This window comes from Mogibacterium diversum, assembly GCF_002998925.1.
Taxonomy (GTDB): Bacteria; Bacillota; Clostridia; order Peptostreptococcales; family Anaerovoracaceae; genus Mogibacterium; species Mogibacterium diversum.
Map to the genome: position 1 here is coordinate 1,555,566 of NZ_CP027228.1, position 23,690 is coordinate 1,579,255.

Annotated in this window: 17 protein-coding genes; 15 read left to right on the forward strand and 2 right to left on the reverse strand. The window is 40.1% G+C overall.

Annotation, left to right across the window (positions count from 1 at the left end):
- Nucleotides 1–8: 8 nt before the first annotated feature.
- Nucleotides 9–143 (reverse strand): 50S ribosomal protein L34, encoded by a 135-nt coding sequence (gene rpmH, locus C5Q96_RS07480; RefSeq protein ID WP_106057755.1) that lies wholly within the window; start codon nucleotides 141–143, stop codon nucleotides 9–11.
- A gap of 345 nt (nucleotides 144–488) precedes the next feature.
- Here rpmH and dnaA point away from each other — a divergent pair, with 345 nt between their 5' ends.
- The 8 genes from dnaA to C5Q96_RS07520 all read left to right on the forward strand — a co-directional run bounded on the left by dnaA (nucleotide 489) and on the right by C5Q96_RS07520 (nucleotide 13,719).
- Entirely contained in the window at nucleotides 489–1,838 is a 1,350-nt protein-coding gene (dnaA, locus tag C5Q96_RS07485; RefSeq protein WP_106057756.1) for a chromosomal replication initiator protein DnaA, read from the forward strand.
- Between the two features lie 186 nt (nucleotides 1,839–2,024).
- A complete protein-coding gene (dnaN, locus tag C5Q96_RS07490; protein WP_106057757.1) occupies nucleotides 2,025–3,128 on the forward strand; it encodes a DNA polymerase III subunit beta in 1,104 nt (367 codons plus the stop codon).
- A 16-nt stretch (nucleotides 3,129–3,144) separates the two neighbouring features.
- Nucleotides 3,145–4,230, forward strand: a complete 1,086-nt coding sequence (gene recF, locus C5Q96_RS07495) for a DNA replication/repair protein RecF (protein WP_106057758.1) — start codon at nucleotides 3,145–3,147, stop codon at nucleotides 4,228–4,230.
- A 165-nt stretch (nucleotides 4,231–4,395) separates the two neighbouring features.
- Nucleotides 4,396–6,321: a DNA topoisomerase (ATP-hydrolyzing) subunit B gene (gene gyrB / locus C5Q96_RS07500; RefSeq protein WP_106057759.1), complete on the forward strand. Its 1,926-nt coding sequence runs from the start codon at nucleotides 4,396–4,398 to the stop codon at nucleotides 6,319–6,321.
- A 19-nt stretch (nucleotides 6,322–6,340) separates the two neighbouring features.
- On the forward strand, nucleotides 6,341–8,836 hold the full coding sequence (gyrA, locus tag C5Q96_RS07505; protein WP_106057760.1) for a DNA gyrase subunit A: 2,496 nt from the start codon (nucleotides 6,341–6,343) through the stop codon (nucleotides 8,834–8,836).
- A gap of 261 nt (nucleotides 8,837–9,097) precedes the next feature.
- Nucleotides 9,098–10,573 carry an amino acid permease gene (locus C5Q96_RS07510; protein WP_106057761.1) on the forward strand — a complete coding sequence of 492 codons (1,476 nt, stop codon included), beginning with the start codon at nucleotides 9,098–9,100 and terminating at the stop codon, nucleotides 10,571–10,573.
- An 88-nt stretch (nucleotides 10,574–10,661) separates the two neighbouring features.
- Nucleotides 10,662–12,122, forward strand: coding sequence for a glutamate decarboxylase (locus tag C5Q96_RS07515; protein ID WP_170035506.1), 1,461 nt, complete (start codon nucleotides 10,662–10,664; stop codon nucleotides 12,120–12,122).
- 259 nt (nucleotides 12,123–12,381) lie between these two features.
- On the forward strand, nucleotides 12,382–13,719 hold the full coding sequence (locus tag C5Q96_RS07520) for a hypothetical protein (protein WP_106057762.1): 1,338 nt from the start codon (nucleotides 12,382–12,384) through the stop codon (nucleotides 13,717–13,719).
- A gap of 145 nt (nucleotides 13,720–13,864) precedes the next feature.
- Here C5Q96_RS07520 and C5Q96_RS07525 read toward each other — a convergent pair whose 3' ends face one another.
- Nucleotides 13,865–14,596 (reverse strand): lysophospholipid acyltransferase family protein, encoded by a 732-nt coding sequence (locus tag C5Q96_RS07525; protein WP_106057763.1) that lies wholly within the window; start codon nucleotides 14,594–14,596, stop codon nucleotides 13,865–13,867.
- Between the two features lie 109 nt (nucleotides 14,597–14,705).
- Here C5Q96_RS07525 and dtd point away from each other — a divergent pair, with 109 nt between their 5' ends.
- From dtd to C5Q96_RS07560, 7 genes are all read left to right on the forward strand, one after another.
- Nucleotides 14,706–15,155, forward strand: coding sequence for a D-aminoacyl-tRNA deacylase (dtd, locus tag C5Q96_RS07530; protein WP_106057764.1), 450 nt, complete (start codon nucleotides 14,706–14,708; stop codon nucleotides 15,153–15,155).
- 215 nt (nucleotides 15,156–15,370) lie between these two features.
- Nucleotides 15,371–18,433 (forward strand): MucBP domain-containing protein, encoded by a 3,063-nt coding sequence (locus C5Q96_RS07535; protein ID WP_106057765.1) that lies wholly within the window; start codon nucleotides 15,371–15,373, stop codon nucleotides 18,431–18,433.
- Between the two features lie 178 nt (nucleotides 18,434–18,611).
- Nucleotides 18,612–19,943 carry a sensor histidine kinase gene (locus C5Q96_RS07540; protein WP_106057766.1) on the forward strand — a complete coding sequence of 444 codons (1,332 nt, stop codon included), beginning with the start codon at nucleotides 18,612–18,614 and terminating at the stop codon, nucleotides 19,941–19,943.
- Nucleotides 19,925–20,782: a response regulator gene (locus tag C5Q96_RS07545; RefSeq protein ID WP_106057767.1), complete on the forward strand. Its 858-nt coding sequence runs from the start codon at nucleotides 19,925–19,927 to the stop codon at nucleotides 20,780–20,782. Before C5Q96_RS07540 ends, C5Q96_RS07545 begins: the two co-directional genes overlap by 19 nt.
- Before the next feature lie 152 nt (nucleotides 20,783–20,934).
- Nucleotides 20,935–21,849: a DMT family transporter gene (locus C5Q96_RS07550; protein WP_106057768.1), complete on the forward strand. Its 915-nt coding sequence runs from the start codon at nucleotides 20,935–20,937 to the stop codon at nucleotides 21,847–21,849.
- A gap of 126 nt (nucleotides 21,850–21,975) precedes the next feature.
- Nucleotides 21,976–23,073, forward strand: a complete 1,098-nt coding sequence (locus C5Q96_RS07555) for a putative NPN-dependent ornithine cyclodeaminase (protein WP_106057769.1) — start codon at nucleotides 21,976–21,978, stop codon at nucleotides 23,071–23,073.
- Between the two features lie 195 nt (nucleotides 23,074–23,268).
- Nucleotides 23,269–23,688 carry a DUF3842 family protein gene (locus tag C5Q96_RS07560; protein WP_106057770.1) on the forward strand — a complete coding sequence of 140 codons (420 nt, stop codon included), beginning with the start codon at nucleotides 23,269–23,271 and terminating at the stop codon, nucleotides 23,686–23,688.
- Nucleotides 23,689–23,690: the final 2 nt, after the last annotated feature.

Consider the following 23,690-nt stretch of genomic DNA (forward strand, 5'->3'; position numbering starts at 1 on the left):
ATCAGCTATTAAGCTGTAAGGCTCTTTCTACCTCTAGCTCTTCTTCTCTTGAGAACCTTTCTGCCACTTGCAGTTGCCATTCTCTTTCTGAAGCCGTGCTCCTTAAGTCTCTGCCTCTTCTTAGGCTGGTAAGTTCTTTTCATTGTTAGTTTCTCCTTCCATATCAACGTTTGATATAATCTAATATAGTTGTGTCTTCTAAATTCCAAAGGCACATACATCACGATATTATACTTTCAAACCATAACAAAGTCAATGTATACGCCATTTTGAAGGTGTTCTTTAGGAAAAAAATAATTTAAATTTTTTTAAAATTTTCTCACATACTACATTTAGTGGTAGCTTTAACTTATTAACAAAGTTATCCACAACATGTGTATAACTTTATTTTTATTAAGTGCTAATACAGTGATTTTATAGGATTCAGCATTATTGCTGTTGTGGATTTATTTGTGTAGAATATGTTTATTCACCTAGGAGGGAGTATTTTGGAAACTAACAAGATATGGGATTCGTTCATAGAGGAAATCAAGAAATCTACAAGCAAGCTAAGCTTCGATATGTTCTTTTCTGATTTATCTCTTTATAAGCTCGATGTCGATAATAAGATAATTTATATCCAACTTGAAGACATCAGCATTATCAAGTTTCTTAGAGAGAAATACATTGTTCAAATCGAAGATATATTCTCGAGAATGCTCGGGGATGATTTTCAAGTTGTCATAAAATCCAAAGACGAATATAAAAGCAACAAAATTGATAAGAAGAAAAAAGTAAGAAAGTCACTTTATAAGGATAATTCTAAGCTTTTTAATCCTAAATTTAATTTTGAAAACTTCGTTGTTGGAGGTAACAACAGATTCGCATATGCCGCATCACTCGCGGTTGCCGAGTCACCTGCGGAAGCTTACAATCCTCTTTTCCTATATGGAGGATCCGGACTTGGTAAGACTCACCTCATGCAGGCCATTGGAATTCAGGTTATAAAGAATGATCCTACTTCAAATGTTCTGTACATATCATCCGAGACTTTCACGAATGAACTTATCGAGGCGATAAATACACAGAATACCAATCAGTTCAAAGAAAAATACAGAAATATAGATATACTACTCATAGATGATATCCAGTTCCTAGAAGGTAAGGAAGCGACTCAGGAAGAGTTCTTCCATACATTTAACACCCTATACGAGAACAACAAACAGATTGTAATATCTAGTGACAGACCACCGAGCAACCTACAAAAGCTCGATGAGAGACTTACTACCAGATTTGGATTTGGAATAACGGCTGATGTTCAGCCTGCTGATTTTGAGACAAGAGTAGCGATTCTTAAGAAAAAGATAGAACTTGCTGATATAGAACTGGATAGTGATATTGAAGAGGTTTGCAATCTAATCGCTGAGAAAATCAAGTATAATATCAGAGAGCTAGAAGGTGCTATGAACCGCATGATAAGCTTTTCCGAGATTATGAACAATAAGATAGATCTTGATTTTGCTAAGATAGTTCTCAAGGATATCTATAGAGATACAGATAAGGCAATCGCTCCAGAGAGAATTAGATCAACAGTAGCTTCTTACTACGATATCAAGGTTTCAGACCTCGACTCTAAGCGTAGAACTGCTGAAATTGCACTTGCTAGGCAGGTTGCGATGTACCTATGTAGAGAGAGCACTGATTTCTCGTTTTCTAAGATAGGTGAGATATTCGGTGGTAGAGACCACTCAACGGTAATGAGTAATTGCAATAAAATACAGACCCTATATCAAGAAGATGAGCTAATCAAATATGATATAGATGAGATTAACAAGAAACTTAAAAAGCATGATTTATAGGTGTGAACAACTAATTTTTCATGAAGTTTAATTATCCATATTTTACTAACTAGTTATCATCAGGGGTTATCAATATACTTTTTGAACTAGATGCGAGATAATATAAGCAAAAAGAAAGTTATCCACATTATCAACAGCCCCTACTATTATTACTAAATATATAATATATAAAGAAAGGGAATTTCTATGAAAATATACTGCACAAGAAATGAACTTAATAGAGCTATTAACAATGTATCTCACTCAATTCCAACAAGAACTCCTTCACCTATATTAGAAGGAATACTTATTGAAACTAAGGGTGATAGAATGTATCTGACAGCAACAGACACTAACATGACTATCGAGTCGAATATTCCTGTTGATAGTGAAGGTGACGTTTCATTTGTTATAGAGGAAAAGAATTTTGCCAACATCGTTAATAAGCTTCCTGAAGAGGAAGTACTGATGGACTACAATCATGAAAAGAATCAGATTAAGATTAACAGTGGCAAATCTTCATCTACATTTAATTGTTTCTCAGCAGATGAATTTCCAAGATTCAATATTGGAGAAGGTCAGAAGATTATTCTCTCCAAGAAAGATATAAAAAACTTAATTCGCAAGACTTCGTTCTCTGCAAGCGCTGATGAGCTTAACGGAGTACTTACGGGTATCCTCATCGAGCTTGGTGATGGAAACCTTCGCATGGTAGCGGTGGATACATTTAGAATGGCTATTTACAATGCAAAGGTAGATACTGATGAAAAACTTAGCATCGTTGTTCCTGCAAAACTTCTAGGTGAAGTGTCAAAGATTATAAGTGACGATGATAACGACGAGCAGCTATTCATGGAGATTGTGGATAACAAGGTAGTAATGCTCTTCGATAACAACAGAGTTATCTTAAACACACTCAATGGAAAATATATAGATTACAATAGAATTATCAAGGCTGAGAGCAGCATCAAGATAAGAACTAGCAGAATTGAACTCATGAAGAGCATCGATAGAGCTGCTATCATCGCTTCTGCTCAGAATAACAATCTCATAAAGATGAAAATCGAGGATGATCAGATTGAAATCACTTCTCTTTCTGAGAAGAGCAGCATAAAAGAAATGGTTGAAATTATGAAAGAGGGAGATAACCTCGAGATTGGATTCAACTCAAGATACATGATGGATGTGCTAAAAGTAATCGATGATGAAGAAATCATCCTAAGCATGAGCGATAGTGTAAAGCCATGCATCATAACTCCACTAAAGGGAGACACTTATCTGTATCTGGTGCTTCCTGTAAGAATTAGCTAGTAATAGGAAACTGTGGATGAGAGTAAATAGTTTAAAGGTAAAAAATTTCAGAAACTATAGCGAGCTTGAGGTAGAGTTCGATTGTAAACGAAATATAATAATAGGTGAGAACGCGCAGGGTAAGACTAACCTCATAGAGGCCATATATCTCTGCGCGTTTGCGCGTTCTTTTCGCACGAGCAATTCTACAGATCTAATCAAGATTGGAGAGGAGAACTGTAATGTATCTGTAGAAGCAGTCAGCGAAGATATAGATAAGAAAATTAGTATTACCATCAATAATCGTGGTAAGAAGATGATTAAGAAGGATAATAAATTTCTTGGTAGAACTGCAGAGCTATTAAATAACCTCGTAGTCGTTGTATTCTCACCGGACGATCTAAGAATAATAAAAGACAGTCCAGAGAAGCGTAGAAATTTCATAGATAAAGAGATAAGTCAGCTTAGACCTAGCTATTTTGAAGCTCTTCGTAACTATAAAGATGTGCTTAAGCAAAAGAATTCACTGATTAAACAGCTAAGAGCACCTGGTAGCGAATCCAAGATGCGAGATATGCTTGAAATATACGATATGCAGCTTGCAAAATACGGTAGTGAAATTATCAAAATTCGCCGTGAATTTGTGGAGATGCTATCAGAGAAAGCTTCCAAGATACAGAACAACATCTCAAAAGGTCGAGAAAACCTAGAGATAAAATACGTTGAGTCGGTAGCAGCTGAGAATATCCTAGATGAAATTATAAATTCCCGTGAACGAGATATTTACAATGGTCACTGCAGCATAGGACCTCATAGAGATGACCTTGATTTTTATATCAATGGAATAGATGCCAAGAAGTTTGGCTCACAAGGTCAGCAGAGGACCGTTGCTCTATCTCTAAAGCTTGCTGAAATTCAGCTCGCCGAGATGATTCTGGGTGAGAACGCAGTCTTGCTTCTGGATGATGTATTATCTGAACTCGACAGAGAGAGACAGAGTTATCTGCTAAATGAGATAGAAGATGTTCAGTTATTTCTTACGTCGACCGAGGTTAATTCGGAACTCCTTCATGGTATGAAAGAAGGAAAGGTATTTAACGTAAAAAGTGGCTCACTTGTATAAATTTGGAACAAAATTTAGAAAAAAAGAGCTATAAAACATAAAAATATCGAAAAATAAGCGATTTAAGGTAGTTTTATTCCGTAAAAGGGTAAAACTACCTTTATTGATATTTTAAAGCCTCTATGCTAAAATAAATGGGTTAGAAATATAAAAAGGAAGGTCAATATGAGCGCAGAAAATAAGCAAAATAAATATGATGCCTCCCAGATTACCGTACTTGAGGGACTAGAACCTGTAAGGGTTAGACCTGGTATGTACATAGGTAGTACTGGACCTGCAGGACTTCATCATCTCGTATATGAGATTGTTGACAACTCTGTCGATGAAGCACTAGCTGGGTATTGTAAGCACATCACTGTTACGATAAATGAAGACAACTCTATAACCGTTACCGATGATGGACGAGGAATGCCAGTAGATATTCACCCTAAGCTTGGAATTCCTGCAGTTGAAGTTATTCATACTCAGCTACACGCAGGTGGTAAATTCGGAGATGGCGGATATAAGGTTTCTGGAGGTCTTCACGGAGTAGGTGCATCTGTAGTTAATGCACTTTCCACTCATATGATTGTAGAGGTTAAGCGAAACGGTAATCTCTATAAGCAGGAGTATAAGAGAGGAAAGACAGTTACTGAGCTAGAGATTATTGGAACTTCAAAGGAAACAGGATCCAAAACAACTTTCTGGCCAGATGCAGAAATATTTGATGAAACTGTCTTTGATTACGATACACTTCAGAGACGTATGCGTGAGATGGCTTTTCTTAACAAGGGACTAAGAATTTCTATCGAGGATAAGAGAGAGGGCAAAAAGAAAAAAGAGAGTTTCCACTACGAAGGTGGAATTATTGAATTTGTTCAGTACCTCAACAAAAATAAGGGAGTAATAAACAATAAGATTTTCTACTTCGAATATGAAAAAGAAGGATACGAAGTAGAGGTTGCTATGCAGTATACGGATAGGTATAGTGAGCTAACACTTTCTTATGCAAATAATATAAATACCGTAGAAGGTGGTTTCCATTTAGTTGGTTTAAGGGCGGCTCTCACTAGAACTATTAACGATTATGCTAGAAGAACTAAACTTCTCAAGGATAATGATGACTCACTTCAGGGTGAGGATGTTAGAGAAGGTCTGACAGCAATCGTTAGTGTTAAGCTGACAAATCCTCAGTTTGAAGGACAGACTAAGGCTAAGCTAGGAAATAGCGAGGTTAGGGGATTCGTTGAGAGTAACATGAACGAGAATCTTTCTTTCTTCCTTGATGAGAATCCAAAGGAAGCAAAGCTAATCGTAGATAAGTGTCTTAAAGCCGCTCGTGCGAGAGAGGCAGCTAGAAAGGCTAGAGAGATTACTCGTAAGACTTCGGTACTCGAGACAACTTCTCTACCTGGCAAGCTAGCTGACTGTTCGGAGAAGGATCCAGCGCTGTCAGAGATTTTCCTAGTAGAGGGAGATTCTGCCGGCGGTAGCGCTAAGTCCGGAAGAGATCGTAATCGTCAGGCTGTACTTCCGCTAAGAGGTAAGATTCTCAACGTTGAGAAGGCAAGAGAAGATAAGATTCTTAATTCAGATGAGATCAAGAACATGATAACTGCGTTTGGATGCGGAGTAGGAAGCAACTTTGATATCACTAAGCTTAGATATCATAAGATTATCATCATGACTGATGCCGATGTCGATGGTGCTCATATCAGAACGCTGCTTCTTACATTCTTCTACAGATTCATGACACCTCTTATCGAAGGCGGATATGTGTACGCAGCTCAGCCACCTCTATTTAGAGTTAAGCAGGGAAAAGAAATTCACTACACTTATTCAGATGCTGAACAGGATAAATTACTCGCTGAGTTAAAAGCTAAAAACAAGAATGCTAAGATTGAAATACAGCGATACAAAGGTCTAGGAGAGATGGACTTCAATCAGCTATGGGAGACTACTATGGATTATAACCACAGAACTCTTGTGCAGATTAAGATTGAGGATGCTACAGCAGCGGATGAAATCTTCACGACATTGATGGGAGATAAGGTTCCGCCAAGAAAGAAGTTCATTGAAGACAATGCAAGATACGCAACACTAGATATTTAATGGACATTAAGGAGATATAATGACTACGCTTTTAGAAGATAGCAAAATCATCACTCATGAAATATATGATGAGATGAAGAATTCTTATATCGACTACGCGATGAGCGTTATTGTCGGACGTGCACTCCCAGATGTTCGTGACGGACTCAAGCCAGTACACAGAAGAATTCTATATGGAATGAGCATCCTAGGTATTACTCCTGACAAGCCGCACAAGAAATCGGCGCGTATTGTCGGAGAAGTAATGGGTAAATATCACCCTCACGGTGACAGCTCAATTTACGATGCCATGGTTAAGATGGCACAGGATTTCTCGACGAGATATCCGCTAGTAGACGGACACGGTAACTTCGGTTCTGTTGACGGAGATGGAGCAGCTGCTATGCGTTATACGGAGGCTAGAATGTCACCGTTTTCGCTGCAGATGGTTCGCGACATAGAGAAAGACACTGTTGATTTTACAGACAACTTCGACGGTGAGGAGAAGGAGCCGGTGGTTCTACCTTCGAGAGTGCCTAATCTGCTCATAAATGGATCGAACGGTATCGCCGTAGGTATGGCGACTTCCATTCCTCCTCATAACTTAAGCGACACAATCGATGCTTGTATTAAGAGAATCGACGATGAGAATTGTAGTAATGATGAGCTCATTAAGATTATAAAGGCACCAGATTTTCCAACGGGTGCAAGCATTCTCGGAAGGGATGCGGCTAGAGAAGCTTATGAGACAGGAACAGGAAAGATTACAGTAAGATCTAAGAGCGAGATTGAGGAAACTGCTCGCGGTAGGATGAGAATCGTAATCACTGAGATTCCTTTCCAGGTTAACAAGGCGAGACTCATCGAATCTATGGCTGACCTCGTTAGAAATAAGAAAATCGATGGAATTTCCGCTATTAGAGATGAATCTAACAGAGAGGGAATGAGAATCGTAATCGAACTCAAGAAGGATACTAATCCTAATGTGATTCTCAACAGACTATATAAGCACACTCAGCTTCAGAGCACTTACAGCATGATTATGCTAGCTCTAGTTAACGGTGAACCTAAGATTCTCAGATTGTGTGAGATTATCGATGAGTACCTAAAGCACCAGAAGATTGTAATCACAAGAAGAACAAAGTTCGACCTCGCTAAAGCTGAGGCAAGAGCTCATATCTTAGAAGGTCTTCTGATTGCGCTAGATAATATAGACGAAGTAATCAAGGTAATCCGTTCTAGCTACAATGATGCTAAGGAAAAGCTGATGGTTAGATTCGGTCTCAGTGAGATTCAGTCTCAGGCAATCTTAGACATGAGACTAGCTAGACTGCAGGGTCTGGAACGTGAGAAGATTGAGAACGAGCATAACGAACTCATGCAGAAGATCGCTTACTATAAATCAATCCTCGCTGACGAGCACAAACTGATGGGTGTTATCAAGGATGAGCTTACCGAAATCAAGCAGAAGTACGGTGATGGCAGAAGAACCAAAATCGTTGCTGATGATGGTGGGATAGATGAAGAATACTTGATAGATGAAGAGGATGTTGCAGTTACGCTTACACATCTCGGATATATCAAGAGAGTTCCTGAGAATACTTACAAGGCACAGCGTCGCGGTGGAAAGGGAATAGTAGGTCTCACAACTAGAGACTCTGACTTTGTAAAAGATCTCATAATCACGTCGACTCACGACTATCTGATGTTCTTTACAGATTTAGGTAAGGTTTATAAAATCAAGGCTTACGAGATTCCTGAAGCATCGAGAACTGCGAAGGGCACTCCGGTTATTAACTTCCTAAATCTCGATCAGGGCGAGCGAGTAACTGCGGTTATACCAGTTAAGGAATTTGCAGACGACAATTATTTAATCATGGTTACTAGAAATGGAACTATCAAGAAGACTCCAATGTCTCAGTTCGATACTAACCGTAAGACCGGACTCATCGCTATCACACTCAAGGATGATGATAAGCTCATCTCTGTAAGTCAGTCGAGCGGTGAAGAGAGCGTATACGTTGTGACCAAGAAAGGTAAGTCAATAACATTCCACGAAGACGATGTTAGAAGCATGGGAAGAAGTGCTGGCGGTGTAAGAGCTATCACGCTAGATAAGGACGATGAAGTAGTATCTATGGAGCTCGATAGCACTGGTGAGCGTGAACTGCTTGTAATGACTAAGAAGGGCTTTGGTAAGAGAACTAGCCTCGATGAGTATAGACTTCAGACCAGAGGTGGAAAGGGAGTTTCGACTTACGATAAGACTAAGTTCTCAAAGACTGGAGAGCTAGTTGGTGCAACGCTTGTAAGCAAGGATGATGAGATTATGCTGATCAACTCGAACGGTGTAATTATCAGAATCAGAGCTAACGAGATATCGAAGTCAGGCAGAACAACTCAGGGTGTTAAGATCATGAAGGTTGAGTCTGGTGACGAAATCGTATCATTTGCAAAGGTCCTCGACGAGGATGATGCTTCGAAGCCTATGACTAAGAAGGAAAAGGCTGATAGTGAGCAGATGATGCTGGTATAAAACAATTATAATTTTGTAATGGCTGAGAAAGAATCTCAGCCATTTTTTAATGAAAAAATAGCGATTTTAGGGCAATTCACAAATTTTTTTAATAGAATGAAAAATTTACTGCATGTTTAAAAAAACAAAATTTTATGCCTTGAAATGACCAGTCTATGGGTATATACCAAACCCGTAAAAAGTTATTAGTGATTTAAAACAATTCGAATTGTATTTACTAATTATCTGTTATGAAGATTTTGGACAGAAAGGAGAATTGTTATGAGTAATAAAGATCTGAATAAGAAAAAAGCGGTTCATCAACTTGGGGTCTTTGGATTTTTCGCAATGACTGCTTCGATGGTCATGACTGTATATGAATATCCGTCATTTGCATCTTCGGGGTTTAAGCTGGTTTTCTTCCTAGTTGTTGGTGGTTTACTTTGGTTTTTACCTGTTTCACTTTGTGCAGCTGAGATGGCAACCGTTGAAGGTTGGGAGAAAGGCGGCATATATTCTTGGGTAGGAAATACCCTGGGCCAGCGATGGGGTTTTTCGGCACTGTTCTTTCAATGGTTCCAGATAACAGTTGGATTTGTAACAATGTGCTTCTTCATCCTTGCTGCTTTAGCTTATGTATTCAAGGTAGATGCTTTATATAAAAATCCATTAACAATGTTCATCGGCGTTGCGGTTATCGTGTGGGTTTTGACATTTGCTCAGCTTGGAGGAACGAAGTACACTGAGAAGATTTCTAAGATTGGATTGATTGGAGGAATCGCAGTTCCTATCCTAATTTTAAATATAGGCTTAGTTGCATACTTCATGACTGGTGGAAAATCACAAATAGATTTAAGCGTTAAATCGTTAGTACCTGATTTTTCCGATGTTAAGACGCTTGTAATATTCGCTTCATTCATCCTCGCTTATATGGGTGTTGAAGCATCTGCATCACATGTTCATGAACTTAAGGAGCCAAACAAAATGTATCCTGAAGTCATGATTATGCTTACGGTACTTACTATCTGTTTGGATGCCGTTGGTGGACTAGCAGTTGCAACTACTCTTCCAGCCAAGACTTTAAATGGAAATCTCTCCTATGGTGTAATTGAGACTTTTGAGAATATCTATGTAAATCATTTTGGAGAACAGTATAGATGGATCGTATTTGTAGTTGCGCTCTTGCTTGCACTTGGAGTATTTGCAGAGATTTCTGCATGGATTGTAGGACCATCAAAAGCACTCTTAGAAGCTGCTTATGATGGAATTTTACCAGCAAGATTTGAAGAGACTAATAAGAACGGCGTATCTGTATTCACGATTATGCTCCAGGCTGTAATCGTTACAATTTGGGATGCTGTATTATGCGGTTCGATTGCACTCGCAGGCGGTTCTGATTCATCGGTCGGATACTTAACAGCGATTGGTCTTACGGTTGTAATTTACCTAGCTGCGTACGTGCTATTCTTCCTAGGTTACTTTGTATTAATTCTAAGAAAGGGGAATATGAAGCGTGAATTCCATATTCCTGGAGGACGCGCGGTAAAGATTGTCGTTGCCGCAGTTGGACTATTTATGACTGTTGTAACTTTAGTCATTTCATTCTTCCCTTCATCAAAGCTTACTGCTGCAGATAACAGGGTATATCAAATAGTGCTTATAGTATGCTTTATCGTTTCGATGGCTGCACCATTGATTATCTATTCAAATAGGCATAGATGGTCGTCGAACGGGAAAGCTACAGGTGATGAAAAGTAACCATTTATCAGTAGATATGGTGTATTCAAACAAAAGATAGTAAAATGTTTTAAACCATTGTCAATTAATGATGAAAAGAGGTACGGAAATGAGAAATTCGGAAAATAACGAAGTAAAACTGAATGATAGTCTATCTTCTTTGAATGATGATACGGGTTACCGCACACCTATTTTCGGTACAGAGACTAGCGGTGCTGCAATGCCAAAGGATAAGATAAATGATGAGCCAGTTGCTCCAGGAGTGGCTGCAGAGATGATCAGACAGTATCTGAGTGTTGAGGGTAATGCGACTCAGAATCTTGCGACATTCTGCCAGACATATATGGAACCAGAAGCAACAAAGCTTATGGCAGAGAATTTCGAGAAAAATGCGATTGATAAGGATGAATATCCTATGACAGCAGACCTTGAAAATCGCTGCGTAGATATTATTGGAAAGCTATGGAATGTAGATAAAAAGGAAGAGCCACTCGGAACTTCCACGGTTGGCTCATCTGAAGCGTGCATGCTCGGCGGACTAGCAATGTTATTTAGATGGAAAAAGCTAGCAGATGCAGCTGGTGTAGATAGATTTACCAAGAGAAGACCTAATCTCGTAATCTCATCAGCTTATCAGGTGTGCTGGGAAAAGTTCTGCCGCTACTGGGATATCGAGATGAGAACTGTGCCAATCGACCTTGATCATCTATCTCTTAACATGGATACGGTTATGGATTATGTCGATGAATACACTATCGGAATAGTAGCGATACTGGGCATAACCTATACTGGAAAGTACGATGATGTTAAGGCACTCGATAACCTTGTTGAGAAATACAATAAAGAGCATGCCGATATGCCAATCCGTATTCACGTAGATGCAGCTTCCGGCGGTATGGTTGCTCCATTTATCGATTCAGAACTAGAGTGGGATTTCAGGCTCAAGAATGTGTGGTCGATAAGCACATCTGGACATAAGTACGGACTCGTATATCCAGGAGTTGGCTGGGTAATTTGGCGCAGCAAGGAAGCTCTCCCTGAGGAATTAATATTCTGGGTAAGCTATCTCGGTGGCAAGGAAGCAACTATGGCGATTAACTTCTCTCGTAGCGCTTCGCAAATCGTCGGACAGTATTATATGCTGCTTAGAAATGGATTTAAGGGATACAAAGAAATCCATGAGCGGACCCTAGAGGTTGCTAGATACATGGCTTCCGAGATTGAGAAGATGGGAATCTTTGAAGTGCTTGAGGGCGCAGAACAGATTCCAATCATCTGCTGGAAGCTCAAGGACGACGTAAAGGTGGAGTGGACACTATATGATCTGGCAGATCGTCTCCGTATGCAGGGCTGGATGGTGCCTGCATATCCAATGCCAGAGAATATCAAGGATATCGATGTGCAGAGGCTAGTACTCAGACAGGATTTCGGAATGAATCTGGCGATACTATGCATTAATGATATGAAGAAGCAGATCGAAATCTTGAATAACTCACGTGTAATCGTGCCAAATAACGAAAACGGTGATAACAACTATGTATCTAAGGGGTTCGATCATAGTGGGAGATAAGAAATTCCATGTTTATACTGGTTCCATATTATAAAAATGAATTTGCAAGGATCATATAAGCGCAAAGCACTGCATTCTAAATGGATGCGGTGCTTTTCTAGTATTGTATTAAAATGGAAATATTATAGCACTTTAATAGAATTAATACGATTAATCAAGACTATTTTAGTCATATTTATGGTAATGGATATTTATTTATAGTAAAATATATAAGTACGTTATTAGCAAAATGATTAAGAAAGACGAAAGGAACCGTAATATGAGAAACTTTTTCAAGAAGTTTTCAGCATTAATTTTATCGGCTACGATGCTCCTTACAAGTGGCGTTTTCCTGCCTAACGTTTCAGCAGCTGAGTTTAATGCTAAGCCAGTTGATGCAAGATGGGCTGCACCACAGGAGATTAGAGTAAAGTTCGATCGCAATATCAAAGTTAACCCATTTCCACAGAACCGCAAAGCAGGTGTAAAGTTGCTAACTTCTGATGGCAGGGAAGTTGCTTTAGGACCTAATGATGACTTTGGATATCTAAACGACACTATCTTTATACGTTTTCTAGAAGGACAGAAGAAAGAGTATACAGGTGTGGTATTCAAGAAGGGTTCTTTAGTAGACGCAAACGATGAAAATATAAAGAACACTGAAGATATTAGAGTATCAAATGTCAAGGTAGAAAAGACTCTTGGTCGCGTTGGCATTGAATACGAAGGAGTACCAACTACTAACTTGGTTCCTAAAGAGGGAAAAACCTTAAAAATAAGTGCAAGTGGATATAATTTAAAGCTTGATAATGGACATGATATTAAGCTTAAGCTATATTCAGGCGAATCCGGAGGCAGTACAGCAAACTTTAAACCTACAAATATAGAGGCAACTCTTAATGTAAAGGACAACACTGCTGGTAATTGCTATGTAACAATTCCTGAGAACAGGACAGGAAAGAGACTCGGTTACATATTTAAGTACTCAGTTGACGGTGGTAAGACATATGATGATTTCTTTAAGGATGCACCTACTATGTCATTTATACTTATTCAGGAAGCAGATGAGAATGATGCGGTAAGGCCACAGCCTTCACCACAGCCTGTTGTGCCTACACCAGCACCTCAGCCAGACCCTGTCAATGCTGAAGATGGCTACAGATTTACAGTTGGTAACGATGCAGTATGGAATGGTGGAGATCTGCTATTTAAAATCGAGAATCCTCTAGTAGATATGAATCAGCCAGGCGAAAGAGTATTCGACAGATTCCAGGGAATCGAAATAGATGGCAAAGCCGTAGATAAAGCGAACTATACTGCACAGCCAGGAAGTGTCGTACTTATACTTAAGTCGAATTACATCAGAAGCCTAAGCACAGGAAAGCACACCATCAAGGCAAAGTTCAGATGTGGAAATCCAGCAACTACATACTTCACTGTAGCAGGAGCAAAGAAGACACCAAAGCCTGGAACACCAGGAGTAGTTAAGAAGACTCCAGTGCGTGCGAAGGTCGTAAAGACAGGAGATAGCTCAAGCACAGTTGCATTTGCAATCATGTTCGTTCTCGCAGGTACAGCTCTCGCAGGAGTTGCTACTTACAGAAGGAAGAGGGCATAAATAATCAGAGAATCATTTCAATAAATATCGATTCTAATTAAATCAAAAACCACTGTGGTCGCAAGCGCGGCTGCAGTGGTTTTATCGTGATTCCAATATTTAAAACTTAGTAGCTTAGTTCCTATTCAGAGAGCGCAGTTAATATCTAGCGATACTTCTCGATCCCAGCCCTTATAGTATCTTCAACTTCGTGCTGCGCAGCAAGCTGCTCCTTCCTAGGCATGCCCGAGAGGTCTACAGTTGGGTGTATTACAACCTTAATGGTTCCGCCAGTGAATGTATTGTGCTCCTCAAATATTTTATATGAATCGATAATCGAAACTGGTACGATTGGAACGCCAGCCTTCTGTGCAAATTTAAAGCTACCTTCCTTGAAATGACCCATATCATTGCTGTGACTTCTCGTACCCTCTGGGAATATTACGAAAGAATATCCTTTCTTGAATAGGTCGGTAACCTCTGCTAGAGTTTTTACGGCAGAACGAGGATTGCCGCGGTCGATAAACACCGACTGTGTGCCTCGAATAACATCAGCGAGTGGCTTGAGCTTCTTAGTCTCGGATTTAGAGATGAAACCTATCTGAGTAGAACGGAAAGCCGCAATCATCGCATATATGTCTGCATATCCTTGGTGATTGGCAACAACGAGGAAAGGGCTCTTGGCAGGAATGTTTTCTGGATTAATAACGTCAACCGTAATCCCGAGCGTCTTACCTGTATAATCACAAAATTCATCCTCCGCTTTACGAATGAGCCTCTGTGCTTTAGCGTGATCATCCTGTGCTTGCGCGGCTCTGATTGCTGGCACATGCTTCATGTATTTGCGAAAGCCAGATCTGATCTTGTTGAGTGCTATTGTATTTTTAAATGGGTTCATAATGTCCTCCAATTGAATATTCTTAATCGTGTAATTATATCTATAATAATGCTATAATTTTATGAAAATATGCGTGAAAAATCAAGAATTTAAGGAGCTGTTAAGACATATGAAATTTGTAATACAAAGAGTGACACATGCAGATGTGGTCGTTGATGGAAATGAGATTGGTAGGATAGGCAAGGGATTCATGGTGCTCATCGGCGTGTCGAAGGAAGACGACAAGGCTATCGCTGATAAGATGGTGGATAAGATGATTAAGCTCAGGATATTTGAAGATGAGAATGGAAAGACCAATCTATCCCTAGATGACGTAGGTGGGGAACTTCTCCTTATCTCCCAGTTTACGCTCTATGCAAATTGCAAGAAGGGCAACAGACCATCGTTCATTGACGCGGGTGTACCTGATGAGGCAAACGCTTTATATGAATATATAATCGAGAGGTGTAAGGAACGTGTAAATGTAGTTGAGCGTGGTGAGTTCGGTGCCGACATGAAGGTTAGCCTTTTAAATGACGGACCGTTCACGATAGTGCTCGATAGTTCAGAAATTATGTAAATAAATACAATCTGATAAAAAATAACTAAATTTTTTTAAATTTTTAAAGCGTTGAAATATTAACGAGTTTAAGAAAGGCAGTCCCAAGTATAGATTATATCTATACTTGGGACTTTTGTTATAGATAAATCAAACAGTGATAGTTGTGTGAATGTATTAGAATAACTATGTCTATGTTATTAGTCACATATTAAGAAAAAGAAAGGAAAGAAAGCATGAAAAACTTTATTAAAAAGTTTTCAACTATGGTCCTTTCGGTTTCAATGCTGATGACGAGCGGAGTTATACTGCCGAGCGTTTCAGCTGCTAATTTTAAACCGATAATCGAAGGATCAAAGTGGACATCATTTGACACTGTAACTGTTACATTTAGCGACAATGTTACATTGGCTGATGATGCAAAAGAAAAGGTGGTTTTGACAACCTACGGACAGGAAACTCCATTGAACGCTTCAGATGAGGTAACCGCTAGTGGAAAGAATGTCAAGATTAAACTAGCAGGAGGCTATAAGTACTATAGTGGTCTAAAATTCAAGGCAGGAGCTTTGAAGTCAGCAGATGGAACTCCTACGACTAGTGATGTAGTTGGTTATTCTATTTCTTTAGATAAGGGAATAACATCACTAAGCGTTGCTGATAAGAATGTTCCAGCAGCAGGAAAGACCGTGAACGTTCAGGTTACTGGTAAGAACCTCGACTTTGGGGATCCTATCAACCTAAAGGTATATGCTGGTTCAACAAAGACAAATATCGAGGCAAAGCTAGTTGCGACAAGCAATACAACAGGAACTATCAAGCTTGTGATTCCTGAGAATACAAGTGCAGACTCGATAACATATAAGATTAAGAAACAAAAGGGCTATACTTTCAGCTATGAGGATGTTGACGCATCATTCTCGCTTGTACAGGCAGGAAAGACAGGATCTTCTACACCTGGAACAGGTGTGACACCAGTTGCTCCAACTGAGGTAAAGGTTAACTCTGTAAGCTACGACAAGACATCACTAGACTCAAACGGCGGAGCAGTAGTTGCAGAGCTAAGCGGTGTTGGATTTACTCAGGTAGATGCTCTTAAGGCAAAGGTTTATAAAGTTAATCCAGAGGGTACTGTGGATGATGCCCTACTTCCTATACAGGTAGAAGTAGTTGATGACACACACGCTAAGGTTAAGTTTACGCTTCCTGCAAATAGCAGCACATCAACGCTTTCTTACGCACTCAGAGTGGCAACTAAGGGAAATGTAAATTATTCTGCAATTAAAGACCTATCCAATCAGGAACAGCTATTAACTGTTGCTGCAAAGGCACAGGAGCAGACAGGTGATAACTCTGTTATTCCAGCAGGAGCAAAGACATTTGCGCTGGATATCGATGATTGGTCGGCTTATAACATGGGAGATGGTCAGTTTAACGTTATATTTAAGAAACCAGTTTCTCTTAACAGTCAGATTGATATAAAGAAATTCATCTATTTTTCCGATAGAGGAAGCAAGAAGGTTGAGCTCACCGATAGCGACACAGTAACATTAGAGGGAAATGTTCTAACTATTCAGCTTGCTGATAAGGATAAAAAGGTACCTTCTTATCTAATGGTTAAGGCAGGCGCTCTTAAGAATGATAAGGGTGCATACCTAAAATACAAGATGGATGGCACAGGAGAGCACTTCCGTTATATTACAGATGGAGCACACGTTGATTCGATGGAATTTAATAAGATTACATTCGATTCGAACGGAGGACATCTCGTAGCGACTATTAAGGGTCACAATCTAAAGAACAACGTAGCAGGACTTCCTGAGTTCAATGTAAATGTCGCTAAGAATGATGTTACGCTGAGCGATGTTACACCGTACAACCTCACTGTTGATGTGAAGAGCAACACTGAGGCAGTTGTAACTGCTGATTTACCAGCAAATACAACAGATAGGACTGAGTCATACAGAATCATCCCTGTAATATATGGCAGACAGATTTATTCGACATATATAAAGGGATACGATATAGTCTCCGTTCTACCTGCAGGAAAGAACTCTGCAGACAAGACGCTATCTACAGTTATGGTCAGCGGAGCAAGTGATGAAAACCCTGCTCCAGAAATCTACGAAGTAGACGTTAAGAGTCACAACGTATCACTCAAGATAAATGCTGTTCTCCGTGGAACTAATCTTGATGCAAAGAAGATGAAGGTCAAGGTTGTTGACGAAAACGGAACAGAGTGGCCAGCTAAGCCAGTATACGAGTGCGGAGCAACTTACAGATGGCAGTGGAGCAACATGTACCTTCCAAATGTACCTTCAAAGAACGAACAGCACATCGAGCTTCTCGTTCCTCGCGCACTAGGTATGGATCATACATTCACACTAACATTCGCACCAGATGGGGAGAACTTTGACGAGAACCTCAAGGCAACTGTAATCGTAAGAAATGATGGCATAATAGATACTTCTAATGCTGCATTTAACATGGATGACTACACTAAGCTGAGAACCATCACAGTTAATTACGTTGATAAGAACGGAAACAAGGTTGCTGAACCAAAGCATGTAAAGGCATACGGAATCCATGAGCTATACGCACTTGGACTAACTGCAAAGGAAATCGACGGCTATAAGCTAGTTAAAGCAGACCCAGATAAGGCCCTGTTAGACGCAATGCTTGCAACACCAGATTCACTGGAGGATGGAAGACTAAATGGTGCAACTGTATTCGTAAAGGCATTCCCTTACAATACAATTACATACACTTACGAGAAGACTGCTACTCCAGCGCCAATTGCTACAGGATATAACTTCACAGTTGGTAAGGACGCCGTATGGAGTGCTGGAGATCTAGGATTCAAGATTGAGAATACAGAAGTAGACAAGAATGCTGCTGGAGACAAAGTGTTCGACAGATTCCAGGGAATCGAAGTTGATGGACAGACTGTAGATCCTTCAAACTACGAAGCAAAGGCTGGAAGTGTTGTCCTAACACTAAGAGAGAGCTACATCAGAAGCCTAGGTACTGGAAGACACTCAATCAAGGCTAAGTTCAGGGGTGGAGAATCCGCATCTACAAGCTTCTCTGTAACTAGAGCAGGTGCTGGATCGAGCGTAAGCTCAAGACCTGGAGCAGGTGCTGGTGCAGCATCAAGACCAGGAATGGCTAGAGTTGGCGCTGTGCACAGAAATGTCGTTAAGACTGGCGACAGTTCAAATGCATTTACATATGCTCTAGTTCTAGTTCTCGCAGCTACAGCTCTTGCAGGAGTTGTTTCCTACAGAAGAAAGAGAGCGTAGTATACTACGAAACTTACTGATCTATAATGCTATTTAGGTTAGCAAAAGACTAAAAATTTCTTAATAATGTGATCAAATATTTGCTTCGGCCCTTAATGGGTCGAGGCATTTTTTTATTGCTAGTAGCAGGTCAAGATAATATACTGTTATCGTATACACAAAGATCAAAGGAGCTGAAATGAATCACTATCTAGATAAACACAAGAACGTGCTTGCGATTGCGCTTGTTATATCAGTCGCGGCGCAGATAAACATAGATGCACCCAAGGTAGCACCAGGATTCGTGTTTGCCATAGATGTAATCGTTCTTAATCTGTTCATTTTTTGCTTTTCAGATAAATATTCTGCTATGCAAATAGCTCTCATCTCTGCAGTATTTTCTCCGACGTTCCGTTTTATTACGTCGATGAGCGCAGATATGAGCTTCAAGGAAAATGCGTTAAATTGTTTCCCTGATGCCATTTTTTTTATCACGTATGGTCTGATAATTACAGTATGTCTTATGACATATAGAGACAAGAAAGTTCCGCTAATGTACTTTTGTATTTCGATTTTTGTAGCGGATTTTGGAGGAAATGCTGCGGAAGTGTACGTGCTGTCTTTGATAAGAAATGGAAATTTCATATCAACAGATATGTTTAACACACTTATGATTATAGCGATGGCGAGAACTGGGATAGCTCTGACAATAATTATCAGCATGGAATACTACACAAAGGTGCAGACAGAACGTTCGCATAATCGCAAGATTCAATTCATGGTGGATCAAAGTGTAACCATATCTGATGAGATGAGATTTATCCTCAACAATAAGGAGGATGTAGAGCGTATCCTCAAAGAGGCATATGCTCTACACACGGATATGAAAGAGGCAGGGATTCCAGATGAGTTCACAAGGCGAGCCCTCGAAATAGCTAGAGGAACGCATGAGATCAAAGGCTGCTATCAGGAGATTCTAGACACGCTAGACAACCTAAATAGAAATTCTCAAGGTGAGCCAGATCTTCTGATGTCGGAAATCTTGAAGTTCATGAAGAGCAATGTCTTGAAGACTGCATTAACCAAGCATATGAACGTGAAGTTTGAGATAGATCAGCGCATAGATTTCAAAGTCAAGGAGAGCTACAAGACGATTTCGGTTCTAAGGAACCTCACGGTTAATGCGCTAGAGGCATTTGAAGGCTCAGATGGAGAGATTAGAGTAATGGCTACCTGGTGCAGACACAGCAGCTTAGGACCGTGTCATCGTATTGAAGTCGAAGATAATGGCCCTGGAATCGACGAGGCGGATATCGAAACAATATTTCTTCCAGGGTATTCTACCAAGATGAACATGGACACAGGGATTGTGCAGCGAGGACTTGGACTCTCGCTTGTACGAGACTATGTAGAGAATGACTTCGGTGGCAGAATCAAAGTTAAGAATCGAAAAGAAGGTGGTACTAGATTCGTAATCGAGATACCACCGGGAAATTTTGAGGAGGAAACCAGATGGATTTTTACATCCTAGATGACGATATAGCGGTTGTAAAAACGCTGAAACACATAATTACGGAGAGGAAAATCGGAACAGTTATCGGATATAACACCGATGTTGAGTGTGCGATTGAGGATATAAAAGAAGAAAATCCATCGATAATAATGGTGGATTTCATGATGAAAGAGATGGACGGAATCACCTTTATTAAGGAAGTTAAGAAGTTTAATCGCGAGGCGGCATTTATCATGATCTCTAAATTATCCGATAAGTCTCTAGTAAATCAGGCTTATGATGCAGGAGTCGAATTTTTCGTAAGCAAGCCGATTAACGTGTTAGAGATAGAGCGCGTGTGCCAGAACATAATTGAGAGAATAAAGCTCAAGAAAGTCGTGGATAACATTCAAAATGCATTTATGGAGGTGAGCAATTCCAGTGACTCGATACAAGGCAAAAGGGAATTGGCGGCTGAAAGGAAGCAAAACTGGCTAGATGTTCTGCTCGGATCGCTTGGCATACTTGGGGAAAAAGGAACTAACGATATACGCAAGATTTACGCGTGCATGGAGAAGAGCAATAGTGCATATTCTAAGCATATTTTAGGTGACGTTGCTCGATCACTTGGGGATAGCGAAAAAAATGTTGAACAACGAGTAAGAAGGGCTCTTAAAAAAGCGTTAAGTAATGTTGCGGCAGCAAAGATTGATATGGTTCAGGACGATATTCAGATATATGCAAAATATGTATTTGACCATCTTTCCATCAAAATGGAGGTCAACTTTCAAGAAGGACTTTCGCCAGCAGGAGGACGAGTTAGTATCTCGAAGTTCATGGATGGGCTTAATGTATATCGGGACTTTATTGAGGAATAAATTTTGCGAATAAAAGAAAAATAATTAAAAAATATGTATTATAATAAACTCGCGGAATCTTTATGAGGTTCTGTGAGTTTTTTTGAAGTCACACTGACAAGATAATAACGAAATTATTTCTAGTAAAGTAAAGACATGAAAGGAGTTGTCTTATGCAGAAGTCAGGTAGCATTAAAGGTAAACTTTTACTACTATTTATCGCGGTTGCATGGGGAAGCTCGATGGTAGTCATTAAAGGCTCTACGGACTTTATCCCACCAGGTATGCTTCTTGCACTACGTTTTACGATTGCAAGTGTCATACTAGCTCTTATTTATCGCAAGCAGCTTAAGCTCATAGATAAGGATTATATCAAGGCAGGTATTTTCATCGGAGTATGCTTATTCTGCGCATACTTTACGCAGACTATCGGAGTTATGCTTGAGATGCCTGGAAAGAGCCACTTCCTCTCATCCGCATACTGCGTATTTGTACCGTTTATCGGATGGATAGTTCTCAGAGAGAAACCAAAGATGTACCACATCGTTGCTGCGACAATGTGTGCAGTCGGCATCATATTCGTATCAGTTGCAGGAACATTTAGCATCAGCTTTGGCGATAGTATCTCAATTCTAAGCTCACTGTTCTGGGCTGCTCAGATTATCGCTATTGCTAAATGGGGCAAGGATAAGGACCCAGGAATCATCACAATGCTACAGTTCATAGTATCTGCAGTCTTGGCATGGGGATTCACCTTAACTCAGGAACATCTCGGGAAAGTGCAGATTAACGGAGAAGTAATCTTTGGAGTTCTTTACCTAGGTATAGTTTGTTCAGGACTTTGCTTCCTCTTCCAGACTATTTCACAGAAGACAGAGTCGCCTACAAGCGTATCCATCATTCTCAGCTTTGAGAACATCTTCGGCATCGTGTTCGGAATGGTATTCTTCAACGAGACGATGACTGTGAATAAGGCTATAGGATTCGTACTCATGTTTGCCGCTATTCTAATCGCTGAACTACAGCCAAACTTCCTAAAGAGCAAGGCAGATAAGGCAAGAGAAGCGCAAGAGGAACAGACTGCGTAAACTCGTAAAAGTAACGTGATAATACATATTATTGCGCATTATCGAACAATATCGAGTAAAATCGTAGAACTGTATATATTAAAATAATCGTTATTATCAAAAATCAGATGTACAAGGAGACTGATTATGGCATTCGAACTAAGAAAATATACACATCCAGATTTCGCTGAGCAGAAATTTATTGATTCACCAGATTGCAGACTTGAGGAAGCACCTAAGGATGGTGTAGTTCCATTTGACTTCCACGCACTAAGTATTTTCCCTGAGTACTTCAAGATCAACGGAGAATGGTTGCTCTGTGAAGAGAGCAGAATGGACACAGTTCCAGTATACGATGGCGGAAAGGTACTCGCTCTAGAGGCAAGAAGAGTTAAGAAAGGACAGCTTGTAGTTTGCGGACGTACAGAATGCTGCGAGGAAGGAATCTACATGCATGCCGATGGATTCAATGAAAACACAGGCGTAAAGGCAGATACATTTGCATTTAGAACAGGACGCTCGAGAGAGACTGCATTTTCCAAGGATTTCGACGAAATCGTTGAGCTACTAAAGCACGAGAAGGATAACGGGAAGATCGTTTGGGTTATGGGACCTGCTTTCTCGTTCGATATCAAGGCTAGAAGAGCACTTTCGGCACTCATCGAAAATGGATATGCTCATGCAGTTCTAGCAGGAAATGCTCTTGCTTCTCATGACCTTGAAGGTGCGTATATGCAGACAGCTTTAGGACAGAATATCTATACGCAGGAGAACGTGCCAAATGGTCACTACAACCACCTAGACCTGATAAACAGAGTAAGAGCTGCAGGATCTATGAAGGCTTTTGTTGAGCAGGAGAACCTAGACAATGGCGTAATGACAGCAGCTATCAAGAACGATGTTCCTATCGTGCTCGGCGGTTCAATCCGTGATGATGGCCCTCTTCCAGAGGTATACGGGGATTGCTACGATGCACAGGATGCTATGAGAGCTCACGTTAGTAAAGCTACTACTGTAATTACAATGGCTACAATGCTTCATTCAATCGCTGTTGGTAACATGACACCAAGCTTCCGTGTGCTAGAAGATGGCACAATTCGTCAGACATATTTCTACGTTTGCGATGCATCTGAATTTGTAGTAAACAAGCTAGCTGATAGAGGATCCCTCTCTTCGAAGGGCATCATAACAAATGCACAGGACTTCATCTGCAATATCGCCGACGGTCTTGGACTAAAGTACTAATAGCTTTTGCATAAAAGCATAATTAGTAGCAGCATAAAAGTGCATAACAACATATAACAAAGAAGATAATTCCATACAGACTCGCCTAATTATGGTAACTTAGCTCGCCCCAGAAAAAAGCGCATTGAACTATGTTATAATTATTATTGTCATTAGAGTGCATGAAGCACTTGATAAAATTAGAAAGGCGATAATATGAATATATTAGTAATCGATGCGCAAGGTGGCGGCATAGGACGTCAGCTGGTAGCTAAGCTGCTAGAGAGGATTCCAGAAGCAGATATAGTAGCTGCAGGGACCAATAGCATGGCAACGAATGCCATGATTAAAGCAGGAGCTAAGAAGGCGGCGACAGGTGAGAACGCTATCAGATACTGCGCATCACAGGCAGAGATTATCACAGGACCAATTGGTATTCTTGTTGCTAATGCGATGCTTGGAGAGATATCTCCAGCTATAGCGGAAAGCGTAGGTTCTAGTACCGCCCCGAAGGTGCTAATACCGACTGCGCATTGCAACACCATAATTGCAGGCACTAAAGCGCTACCAGTAAAAGACAGCATCGAAGATGCGGTCGATAGGATTGTAAGAATCCATGGTGGCGAAGACAATTAAAT

Bases quoted from the DNA above. Each gene is read 5' to 3' on its own strand.
- C5Q96_RS07520 (WP_106057762.1), top strand. From the start codon at position 12,382: ATGAGAAACTTTTTCAAGAAGTTTTCAGCATTAATTTTATCGGCTACG.
- C5Q96_RS07525 (WP_106057763.1), bottom strand. From the start codon at position 14,596: ATGAACCCATTTAAAAATACAATAGCACTCAACAAGATCAGATCTGGC.
- C5Q96_RS07535 (WP_106057765.1), top strand. From the start codon at position 15,371: ATGAAAAACTTTATTAAAAAGTTTTCAACTATGGTCCTTTCGGTTTCA.
- C5Q96_RS07550 (WP_106057768.1), top strand. From the start codon at position 20,935: ATGCAGAAGTCAGGTAGCATTAAAGGTAAACTTTTACTACTATTTATC.
- C5Q96_RS07560 (WP_106057770.1), top strand. From the start codon at position 23,269: ATGAATATATTAGTAATCGATGCGCAAGGTGGCGGCATAGGACGTCAG.
- dtd (WP_106057764.1), top strand. From the start codon at position 14,706: ATGAAATTTGTAATACAAAGAGTGACACATGCAGATGTGGTCGTTGAT.
- C5Q96_RS07540 (WP_106057766.1), top strand. From the start codon at position 18,612: ATGAATCACTATCTAGATAAACACAAGAACGTGCTTGCGATTGCGCTT.
- rpmH (WP_106057755.1), bottom strand. From the start codon at position 143: ATGAAAAGAACTTACCAGCCTAAGAAGAGGCAGAGACTTAAGGAGCAC.
- dnaN (WP_106057757.1), top strand. From the start codon at position 2,025: ATGAAAATATACTGCACAAGAAATGAACTTAATAGAGCTATTAACAAT.
- C5Q96_RS07515 (WP_170035506.1), top strand. From the start codon at position 10,662: ATGAGAAATTCGGAAAATAACGAAGTAAAACTGAATGATAGTCTATCT.
- C5Q96_RS07555 (WP_106057769.1), top strand. From the start codon at position 21,976: ATGGCATTCGAACTAAGAAAATATACACATCCAGATTTCGCTGAGCAG.
- C5Q96_RS07510 (WP_106057761.1), top strand. From the start codon at position 9,098: ATGAGTAATAAAGATCTGAATAAGAAAAAAGCGGTTCATCAACTTGGG.
- recF (WP_106057758.1), top strand. From the start codon at position 3,145: ATGAGAGTAAATAGTTTAAAGGTAAAAAATTTCAGAAACTATAGCGAG.
- gyrA (WP_106057760.1), top strand. From the start codon at position 6,341: ATGACTACGCTTTTAGAAGATAGCAAAATCATCACTCATGAAATATAT.
- C5Q96_RS07545 (WP_106057767.1), top strand. From the start codon at position 19,925: ATGGATTTTTACATCCTAGATGACGATATAGCGGTTGTAAAAACGCTG.
- gyrB (WP_106057759.1), top strand. From the start codon at position 4,396: ATGAGCGCAGAAAATAAGCAAAATAAATATGATGCCTCCCAGATTACC.